This is a genomic window from Streptococcus sp. ELY_137, assembly GCF_058314515.1.
Window position 1 is genome coordinate 85,473 of sequence record NZ_JBZFUL010000008.1, and the last position, 9,105, is coordinate 94,577.

Consider the following 9,105-nt stretch of genomic DNA (forward strand, 5'->3'; position numbering starts at 1 on the left):
CTCTTTTGCTCCCAAAAGGAGGGTTCTCAAAAGGAAACCATGAAAAAATTTCAATTTTTCTTGTTAGTCGAGGCCTGCCTACTAACAATGGCATTAGTGACCATCTTGTCGGATAGTTTGACTGCTTTTATTTTAATTTTAGCACTGACTCTATTGGTTCTCTTCTTTTATAATAAGGATAACCGTGGCAGTTTTTTGCTGACAGTCAGCTCCCTCTTTCTCTTTTTAGTATTTATGCTCAATCCATATATCATTGCAGCAGTATTATTAGCTGTTGCTTACACTGTCATTAACCATTTTTCTGAGGTCAAGCATCGCAACCAATATGCCGTATTAGAGTTTGAAAAGGATAACTTATCTGTAACGCCGCTTCCCAACCAATGGTTAGGGGCCAGCCGTCATATCAGTCAGGATTTTTATACCTTCGATGATATCAATGTCATCAGAGTTAGTGGTTCTGATACCATTGATTTGACCAAGGTCATTGTATCGGGTCGTGATAATGTCGTTATTATTCGGAAAATCTACGGCCCTACTAAAATTCTAGTTCCTCGAGATGTGGCTGTTAAACTAGATGTCAGCGCCATCTATGCCAGTGTCTCTTATCTAGGATTTCCTGAGTATGACTTGCGCAATCAGTCGATCAAATTAAAGCAAGAAGATGATAAGGAACTTTTGCGCTCAGTTAAGGTTGTTATCAATATTTTTGCAGGTTCTGTTGAGGTGGTGCGCTCATGAAACGTAACGATTTCCTGCTAATCTTTTTATATGTTAGTGTCACTGTTGGATTCATCATCTTTATCATTTTTGACAGCTTAAATCTCGATACTCGAGCTGTTTTTGCCAATCCGATTGTCTTAGAGCAGTTTCTTTTTTCTGTTATTCTCTTGATGTTTTCAGTCAGCTTTCTCTTGATTTTAGTCTGGCTGGTCGTTGATGACAACAGTAAGCGCCATATTAATCAGAGCTTGCGACGCATTATCAATAATCAGCCTGTCGGTAAGCAGGCTGAGACTGAAGTAGGAAAGAATCTTGAACGCCTGTCTAAAAAGATGGGCCGAGTTACAGCCAATTTGCAAAAAACAGAGAACGCCTACATTTCTAACAGCCGAGCTATTGTAACTCAGGAGCGCAAACGAATTGCTCGTGATTTGCACGATACTGTTAGTCAGGAGCTTTTTGCCTCCTCTATGATGCTATCAGGCGTAGCCCAGAATTTGGAGCATTTGGATGCTAAGCAGCTGCAAGAACAACTAACTTTAATAGAACAAACTCTGATTAGTGCTCAGAATGATTTGCGAATTATGCTCTTGCATTTGCGGCCGACAGAGCTTCAAGATCGCACTTTAGCGGAAGGAATCTCTATGCTTCTAAAGGAACTGCGCGATAAAAGCAATATCGAAGTTGTCTTTAAGAAGGATGTAGTACAATTACCCAAAATCATAGAGGATAATCTCTTTAGAATCGCCCAAGAATTTATTTCTAATACCCTCAAGCACGCTCACGCCAGCCGCTTGGAAGTCTATCTCTATCAGGTGGATAATGAGGTCCAGTTCAAAATGATTGATGATGGACAGGGATTTGATATGGATGCTAGCCGAGAGCTGAGCTATGGTCTTAAAAATATTCAAGACAGGGTTGATGATTTAGCTGGGACGGTCAATATGCTTAGCAGTAAAGGCAAGGGGGTTTCGATGGATATTCGTTTGCCAATTTTAGATGATTATGATGAAGAAAAGAAAGATGAGGACGAAAATGACAGAGAAAACTAAAATTATTCTAGTAGATGATCATGAAATGGTTCGCTTAGGTCTGAAAAGTTTTTTTAACATGCAGCCAGATATCGAAGTAATAGGTGAAGCTGATAACGGTCGTACTGGCGTTGAAATGGCTTTAGCTCTACGTCCTGATGTCGTGGTTATGGATTTAGTCATGCCTGAGATGGATGGAGTAGAGGCAACATTAGCCATTTTAAAAGAATGGAAGCAGGCTAAAATCTTGGTTTTGACCTCTTATTTGGATAATGAAAAAATTTATCCAGTTATTGAAGCAGGTGCCAAAGGCTATATGCTTAAGACTTCCAGCGCAGCCGAAATCCTTAATAGTATCCGTAAAGTCGCACAAGGGGATGTTGCGATTGAAACTGAGGTTGACAAAAAGATCAAGTACCATGACCAGCATCCGGATTTACATGATGACTTGACAGCACGTGAACGCGATGTTCTGAGCCTTTTAGCAAAAGGATATGATAATCAGACTATCGCTGACGAGCTCTTTATTTCGCTTAAAACAGTCAAAACACATGTTTCTAACATCTTATCCAAGTTAAATGTCGAAGACCGCACTCAGGCTGTTGTTTACGCTTTTCAACACAACCTTGTTCCGCAGGATGAACAATAATGCTATAATAATATCAAGGTGATCAGTAAATTAGCTGAATGCTAAGGCAGCCAGTGGCTGTTAATTCAAATAAAAAATAGAAAGACTATGATGAGGTATGGATACTAAAACAAAGTATCGTGCGAAAAAAATCAAGGCAGTTTTCTTTGATATTGATGATACACTAAGGATTAAAGAGACAGGCTATATGCCGCCCTCTGTTGCAAAGGTTTTTCGCAGACTAAAGGATAAAGGAATTATAACAGGTATCGCTTCTGGCCGTGCTATGTATGGTGTGGTGCCCGAAATCAGAGATCTCAATCCTGATTTCTTTGTCACTATCAATGGCGCCTACGTTCTTGATAACAAAGAAAGGATTATCCATGACAATCCTATGCCGGAAGAGCTGAAGGAAGCCTACGTGACTTGGGCGAAGAAACAAGGAATCGCCTACGGTTTTGCTGGTAGAAATGAAGCAATTGTGTCAGAACGTTCTGAACTCATTGAGCAAGCGATAGTCCCTGTTTATGGAAGCTGTCGTGTAGATCCTAATTTTTACCGTTATAATGATGTTTATCATATGTGGACATTTGCAGATAGAAACTCTGATTTGATTTTGCCTGATGAACTTGCTGAGAAGTTGCGCTTAGTACCTTGGCACCCTCATTCATCAGATGTTGTTCTTTATAATACATCAAAGGCCTCCGGTGTCGCTCATATTATGGAAAAACTGGAACTCACTCCTGAAAATTTACTAATTTTTGGCGATGGTCCTAATGATATGGAAATTTTTGATTACGCCGGGCTTAAAGTAGCAATGGGAAATGCCGTCCCTGAATTAAAAGAAAAGGCAGATTTTGTAACAAAAAATGTAGAGGAAGATGGTATTTTATATGCCTTAGAGGAGTTAGGTTTGGTAGAAAAAGAATTATACTTTCCACAATTGGATTTAGAAAATGTTGAAGGACCAGTCGCCACGATAAAAACCAATCATGGTGATTTGGTTTTACAGCTATTTCCAGAACAGGCCCCTAAAACGGTAGCCAACTTTATCGCTTTAGCTAAAAAAGGCTATTATGATGGCATTATTTTTCATCGCATTATCCCAGATTTTATGATCCAAGGTGGTGATCCGACTGGTACCGGTATGGGTGGTGAATCCATTTATGGCGATCGTTTTGAAGATGAATTTTCCGAAGAACTTTACAACTTACGCGGTGCTCTTTCCATGGCCAACGCAGGTCCTAACACGAACGGAAGTCAGTTCTTTATTGTTCAAAATAAGAATTTTCCTTATTCGACTCAAGAATTACAGCAGGGTGGCTGGCCAGAAAAGATTGCTGAAGCTTACGTAACTGGAGGGACTCCTCATTTGGATCGTCGTCACACTGTCTTTGGTCAGTTAGCAGATAAGGCGTCGTTTGCAGTCTTGGATGAGATTGCTGCAGTCGAAACAGGAGCCCAAGACAGGCCCCTTGAAGATGTTGTCATCGAAACGGTTGAGGTTTTTGACGAATGAAAATTGGAGAAAAGTATAAAGGAACTGTCACAGGCATTAAGCCCTACGGTGCTTTTGTCAATTTAGAAAATGGAACAGCAGGATTGATTCATATTTCTGAAATAAAGACAGGCTTTATTGAAAACATCTACCAAGTCCTCAAACAGGGGCAAGAAGTCTTAGTTCAAGTTCTTGATTATGATGAATTTAGCCACAAAGCCAGTCTTTCTATGCGAACCTTGGAGGAAGAAAGGCACCACTTTTCCCATCGGCACCGTTTCTCAAACAGTCACTATAAAATTGGTTTCAAGCCGTTGGCAGATAATATGGAGCAATGGGTTAAAGAAGGGCTAGAGTATTTAAAGTAAATAGCTAAAAAGCGTGGTACTCAGTACATGTGTATTGTTGTTCTGCGCTTTTTTATAATGACATTTATGAGGAGCGGTACCGCTTATTTCCAGTCCAATCGCAAGCAGGGTTACGGAAATCAGGTGCCTAAAAAGGCTCTATAAACTCCTAGTGGGGATTTCACCCACTACAGTTGACAATGAGCTCTAAAAAATTAGGAGCCAGAATGTGTCCGGCTCCTAATTATAATCGTTAATGTTGATGTTCTTACTTATCAATGGTTTAATCAAAATCATATAGACTTGTTGATAAGTAGCGTTCTCCATTATCAGGCAGGAGAGCCAAAACCTTTTGACCGGCTCCCAATTCTTTAGCAATCTGAATAGCAGCGTAAATAGCGGCAGAAGAAGAAATGCCAGCTAAGAAACCTTCTTGTCCGCCAATAATACGTCCAGTAGCAATCGCATCATCGGACTTCACACGAACAATTTCGTCGTAAGCATTAGTGTCTAAAGTTTCCGGAATAAAACCAGCCGAAATCCCCTGAATCTTGTGAGGACCTGGCTTATCACCGGATAGGACCGCAGATTCATCGGCTTCTACTGCGTAGATTTTTATGCTGGGATTGCGCTTTTTAAGTGCATGAGAAACACCAGAGATTGTTCCGCCTGTTCCGACACCAGCTACAAAAGCGTCTAGTCCATCTGGAAAAGCTTCAATAATTTCAGCTCCAGTTGTTTTCTCATGAATAGCGGGATTAGCTGGATTATTGAATTGAAGGGGAACCCAACCGCCAATTTCCTGCGCAATCTCTTGTGCCTTGCTAATAGCTCCCTTCATTCCTTGACTGCCAGGGGTCAGGACCAACTTAGCGCCATAAGCCTGAATAATTTTCCGACGCTCAACGCTCATAGTTTCAGGCATAGTGATAATAACTTTATAACCCTTGGCTGCTCCTACCCAAGCTAAACCAATACCGGTATTGCCACTAGTCGGCTCAATGATGGTATCACCAGGCTTGATAAGTCCTTGCTGCTCGGCATCTTCAATCATAGCCAGAGCAATTCTATCCTTTACAGAAGAGCCTGGGTTAAAAGATTCCAGCTTTACATAAACATCGGCCGCTCCTTCTGGTACACTATTATTTAACTTAAGAATCGGGGTGCGTCCGATCAACTCAGTAATGTTGTTGTAAATTGCTACCATAAATCCACCTCTAAAAATCATTAAGTTTAGTATATGGCTAGTATAGACTTCCAGCGTTTATCTGTAAAATACAAATTGTTTATAAGTTGATAGGCAATCATTATCAACTTATAGGAACTTCTACCACTTGTCTGCCAGCTCTGTTAGCGATTACCTTACCACTATAAAATTCCCGCAAATGAGCGAGGCAGTCTGCCAGATCTTCAGGGTCAACGTAGAGTACGGTTTCTACCTTATCAGAAAAACTTGTATGAAATTCTTGTAAACCTTCAGCAGCTAAGAAATTAGCGAAAGTCTGGTACTGTGGATAGCTTAATTCAAGTTGCAGCCCTTCTTGTTCTTTAATTTGGACTAGCCCAGTCTCAGAAATCGTATGAGCAACAATTCCGGCATAAGCTCTAATCAGTCCACCAGCCCCCAGTTTAATACCGCCAAAATAACGAGTAACAACGGCAACAATATTAGTCAACTCTTGTTTTTCTAAGACCCCTAGCATGGGTATACCAGCAGTTCTGCTAGGTTCACCATCATCACTTGATCGTTTTATGTCAGATTTTTCGCCAAGAATCATTGCTGAGCAAGAATGGCTGGCTTTATAGTGTTTTCTTTTAATTTGGGCGATATAATCTCTAGCTTCGCTCTCACTGGTGACACGTTTAACGTGGCAGATAAAGCGTGATTTTTTTATGACATCTTCAATAATATTATCCCTAGCAATAGTTTTATAATTCATAAAAAAATTCTACCATATTTCATTGAAACTGCGAATAGATAAATAAATGAAGTATTTAAAAAATTACTATGGCCGCCAATTTTTAGGTTATCAGCTGCCTGCTGATATAAAGCAAGAAGCAACCAGTATTCCAGCTACTTACCAAAAGGCAGGGAAATATTATTGCCGCCGCTGTCAAAGTCGCTTGCACAGAGCTTGGCGACTGCCGGATAATTCTTATTATTGCCGTAACTGTTTGGTTTTTGGACGTATAACGACTAATGATCAAATATGTTATTTTCCCCAAAACGATTTTCCAATAAGAAACTATCTAGAGTGGCAAGGTCAACTGACTCCTCAGCAAAAAGAAATCTCTGACAACCTAGTAATTGCTTTTGGTAAAAAAGAAAATGTCTGGGTTCATGCTGTTACAGGATCAGGCAAAACAGAGATGATTTATCAAGTAGTTGCTACGGCCCTAAGTCAAGGGCAGGGAGTTGCACTTGTCAGTCCTAGAATTGATGTCTGTCAAGAGCTCTATCAGCGCTTTAGCCGAGATTTTTCCTGTCCTATTACCTTGCTCCACATGGATTCTGCCCCTTACAAAAGAGCTCCCCTCCTTATTTCAACGATCCACCAGCTTTTTAGATTTTACCAAGCCTTTGATTTAATTATCATTGATGAAGTTGATGCTTTTCCTTACGTTGATAATCCAATTCTTTATCAAGCTGTGACGAATGCCTTGAAATCAAATGGCTCAAGAATTTTTTTAACTGCGACGGCGACAAATAATCTGGAGAAACAAGTCAGGAAAAAGAGATTGAAAAAATTACAACTAAGTCGACGCTTTCACGCTCATCCTTTAGTCGTTCCTAAATTAGTTTGGTTGTCAGAATTGGAAAAAATGCTGACTAAAAATCGATTACCTCAAAAACTTCTTGCCAACATTAGAAAGCAAAGACAAAGTTATTATCCGCTCCTGATATTTTATCCCACTATCCAAGAAGGAGAGCTGGTTTCCAAATTGCTTAAACACTATTTTCCCAAAGAAAATATCGGCTTTGTATCTAGTCAAACAACCGATCGGCTCAAGCAGGTACAAGCTTTTCGCGATGGAGACATAAGGATATTGGTAGCCACAACCATTTTAGAAAGGGGAGTTACTTTTCCAGAGGTGGATGTCTTTATTCTAAAGGCAAATCATCGACTTTATACGAGCTCTTCTCTTATCCAAATGAGTGGACGCGTTGGTAGAAGTAAGGAACGTCCAACAGGTGAATTAGTCTTCTATCATGATGGTGTCAGTAAACATATGAAAAAATCCATAGTAGAAATCAAAAAAATGAACAAGAGGGGTGACTTCTGATGCTTTGCCTAATATGTGGCAACAATGCGGTGGAAAAAAGAAAATTTACAGATTTACTTTTACTACCAAATGAAAAAAGTTGGCTTTGTACGGCTTGTTGGTCTAGCTTTGAACAAATCAGTTCTTGTCACTGTCCGCTATGTTGGAAAGCAGGAGAAAATAGTATTTGTCAAGACTGTCAGTATTGGCAAAATTTAGGGAAACAGGTCAGCCACGAGGCCGTTTTTACATACAATCAAGCTATGAAAGATTATTTTTCTTCTTATAAATTTCAGGGAGACTATTTATTAAGAAAGGTTTTTTCGGAGATTCTTAGATCAAGATTGGCTAAGTATCGAAACTATATTTTTGTGCCAATTCCTCTGAGTCAAATGAGTTATAAGGAAAGGCGGTTTAATCAGGTACAAGGGTTGTTGGACGCGGCAAATTTGCCTTACAAAGATTTACTTTTGATAACCGAAAATAAAAGGGCCAGACAATCTGAAAAGTCACGGAAGGAAAGATTGCAGACACCGCAATTTTTTGCTCTCAAGGGACAGAGCAAACTGCCTCAAAATATTTTATTGGTGGATGATATATATACTACCGGAAAAACACTAATGCTAGCCAAGGAAGCATTAAGTGAAAAGGGTGTGAAAACTATTAAAAGCTTTTCATTAGCACGCTAAAAAACCTTGCAAAATATTTCAAATATAGTAAAATGAAATAGAAGAAAGCGTTTTAACGCAAGAAAGAGGTAGTCTATGATTAAATTTAGTATCCGTGGTGAAAATATTGAAGTCACAGAAGCTATCCGTACTTATGTAGAGTCAAAATTAGCTAAAATTGAAAAATACTTTAACCAAACTCAAGAATTAAATGCAAAAATTAACTTGAAAGTTTATCGTGAAAAAACAGCTAAAGTAGAAGTAACAATTCCTGTAGGTTCCATTACTTTGCGTGCAGAAGATGTATCGCAGGATCTCTATGGTTCAATTGATTTAGTGTCAGATAAAATTGAACGACAAATTCGTAAAAATAAAACAAAGATCGCTAAAAAGCATCGTGAAAAAGTTGCAACAGGGGAAGTTTTTTCGGCAGAGTTTTCAGCTGAAAAAGCAGAAGAAGTACCAGAAGCAAAGATTGTACGTACCAAAAATATTGATTTAAAACCGATGGACGCTGAAGAAGCAATTTTACAAATGGATTTACTTGGCCATGATTTCTTCATCTACACGGATGCCGATGATGGGACAACTAATGTTATCTATCGGCGTGAAGATGGAGACTATGGGCTGATTGAAGCAAAATAAATTAAAAACTCTGGATTATCCAGAGTTTTTTTACGATATAGTATTGACAGTATATGTTGACTTTGATACACTAATAAAGCTGATGAAAGCAATGCAAGAAACATCACAAAAAGATGACAAAAGTGTTGACAAGTGATTAAAAAAGTAGTAGACTATAAGAGTTGCTTTTAACGGCAGGAAAGACCTTTGAGAACTGAATAGACAAGAAACCAAGCGTGCGGGTTAAGGAATTAACCTGTCAAAAATACGAAAATAAGTCAGAAATGACTGAGTTAGATTAACTTTAATGAGAGTTTGATCCTGG

Annotated in this window: 10 protein-coding genes; 8 read left to right on the forward strand and 2 right to left on the reverse strand. The window is 39.2% G+C overall.

Annotation, left to right across the window (positions count from 1 at the left end; genetic code table 11):
• Window positions 1-39: 39 nt before the first annotated feature.
• The 5 genes from liaF to AC4HAO_RS07345 all read left to right on the forward strand — a co-directional run bounded on the left by liaF (window position 40) and on the right by AC4HAO_RS07345 (window position 4,245).
• Entirely contained in the window at window positions 40-738 is a 699-nt protein-coding gene (gene liaF / locus AC4HAO_RS07325; RefSeq protein WP_447452649.1) for a cell wall-active antibiotics response protein LiaF, read from the forward strand.
• Window positions 735-1,772, forward strand: coding sequence for an envelope stress sensor histidine kinase LiaS (locus AC4HAO_RS07330; protein WP_447452648.1), 1,038 nt, complete (start codon window positions 735-737; stop codon window positions 1,770-1,772). The genes liaF and AC4HAO_RS07330 overlap by 4 nt, the downstream gene beginning before the upstream one ends.
• Window positions 1,756-2,400, forward strand: a complete 645-nt coding sequence (locus tag AC4HAO_RS07335) for a response regulator transcription factor (protein WP_491094129.1) — start codon at window positions 1,756-1,758, stop codon at window positions 2,398-2,400. Before AC4HAO_RS07330 ends, AC4HAO_RS07335 begins: the two co-directional genes overlap by 17 nt.
• Before the next feature lie 97 nt (window positions 2,401-2,497).
• On the forward strand, window positions 2,498-3,898 hold the full coding sequence (locus tag AC4HAO_RS07340; protein ID WP_491134992.1) for a bifunctional Cof-type HAD-IIB family hydrolase/peptidylprolyl isomerase: 1,401 nt from the start codon (window positions 2,498-2,500) through the stop codon (window positions 3,896-3,898).
• Window positions 3,895-4,245 carry a S1 RNA-binding domain-containing protein gene (locus AC4HAO_RS07345; protein WP_491134993.1) on the forward strand — a complete coding sequence of 117 codons (351 nt, stop codon included), beginning with the start codon at window positions 3,895-3,897 and terminating at the stop codon, window positions 4,243-4,245. The genes AC4HAO_RS07340 and AC4HAO_RS07345 overlap by 4 nt, the downstream gene beginning before the upstream one ends.
• A gap of 262 nt (window positions 4,246-4,507) precedes the next feature.
• Here the strand turns inward: AC4HAO_RS07345 and cysK are convergent, their stop codons facing one another.
• Together cysK and AC4HAO_RS07355 are read right to left on the reverse strand one after the other, a co-directional pair.
• Window positions 4,508-5,431 (reverse strand): cysteine synthase A, encoded by a 924-nt coding sequence (gene cysK / locus AC4HAO_RS07350; RefSeq protein ID WP_491134994.1) that lies wholly within the window; start codon window positions 5,429-5,431, stop codon window positions 4,508-4,510.
• A 103-nt stretch (window positions 5,432-5,534) separates the two neighbouring features.
• Window positions 5,535-6,164, reverse strand: coding sequence for a YigZ family protein (locus AC4HAO_RS07355; RefSeq protein ID WP_491134995.1), 630 nt, complete (start codon window positions 6,162-6,164; stop codon window positions 5,535-5,537).
• A gap of 46 nt (window positions 6,165-6,210) precedes the next feature.
• On the opposite strand from AC4HAO_RS07355, the gene AC4HAO_RS07360 reads away from it, so the two are divergent.
• The 3 genes from AC4HAO_RS07360 to hpf all read left to right on the forward strand — a co-directional run bounded on the left by AC4HAO_RS07360 (window position 6,211) and on the right by hpf (window position 8,801).
• On the forward strand, window positions 6,211-7,509 hold the full coding sequence (locus AC4HAO_RS07360) for an ATP-dependent helicase ComFA (protein WP_491134996.1): 1,299 nt from the start codon (window positions 6,211-6,213) through the stop codon (window positions 7,507-7,509).
• On the forward strand, window positions 7,509-8,177 hold the full coding sequence (locus AC4HAO_RS07365; RefSeq protein WP_491094124.1) for a ComFC family protein: 669 nt from the start codon (window positions 7,509-7,511) through the stop codon (window positions 8,175-8,177). Before AC4HAO_RS07360 ends, AC4HAO_RS07365 begins: the two co-directional genes overlap by 1 nt.
• A 75-nt stretch (window positions 8,178-8,252) precedes the next feature.
• On the forward strand, window positions 8,253-8,801 hold the full coding sequence (gene hpf / locus AC4HAO_RS07370; protein ID WP_447452640.1) for a ribosome hibernation-promoting factor, HPF/YfiA family: 549 nt from the start codon (window positions 8,253-8,255) through the stop codon (window positions 8,799-8,801).
• Window positions 8,802-9,105: the final 304 nt, after the last annotated feature.